Source organism: Rhizobium ecuadorense (assembly GCF_001187535.1).
Lineage (GTDB): Bacteria > Pseudomonadota > Alphaproteobacteria > Rhizobiales > Rhizobiaceae > Rhizobium > Rhizobium ecuadorense.
On sequence record NZ_LFIO01001069.1, the window covers coordinates 1 to 207 of the forward strand.

Genomic DNA, 207 nt, shown 5'->3' on the forward strand with positions numbered 1-207 from the left:
GCTTCCGTTGAGCACGGCGCTTACGGTGGAAGCCGACGCACCCGATAGGATCGAGAGATCGTAGATTGTCGCCTTCTTCTTGCTGATGTCTGTCATATCTCGCCTTTTCCGCTGTCGTTCCCTTAGAAACAAACCCCTCTTGACGAAAGCCCTACCTTGATCGATAGTCATTGCACCATCGATTGTGCAAAAAAGAAAGATCGATTG

Annotated in this window: 1 protein-coding gene; it reads right to left on the bottom strand. The window is 49.8% G+C overall.

The window, feature by feature from the left end:
• Positions 1 to 96: LacI family DNA-binding transcriptional regulator (locus tag AF337_RS42445; RefSeq protein WP_152971141.1), on the bottom strand; the 96-nt coding region annotated here is incomplete at its 3' end.
• Positions 97 to 207 lie beyond the last annotated feature (111 nt).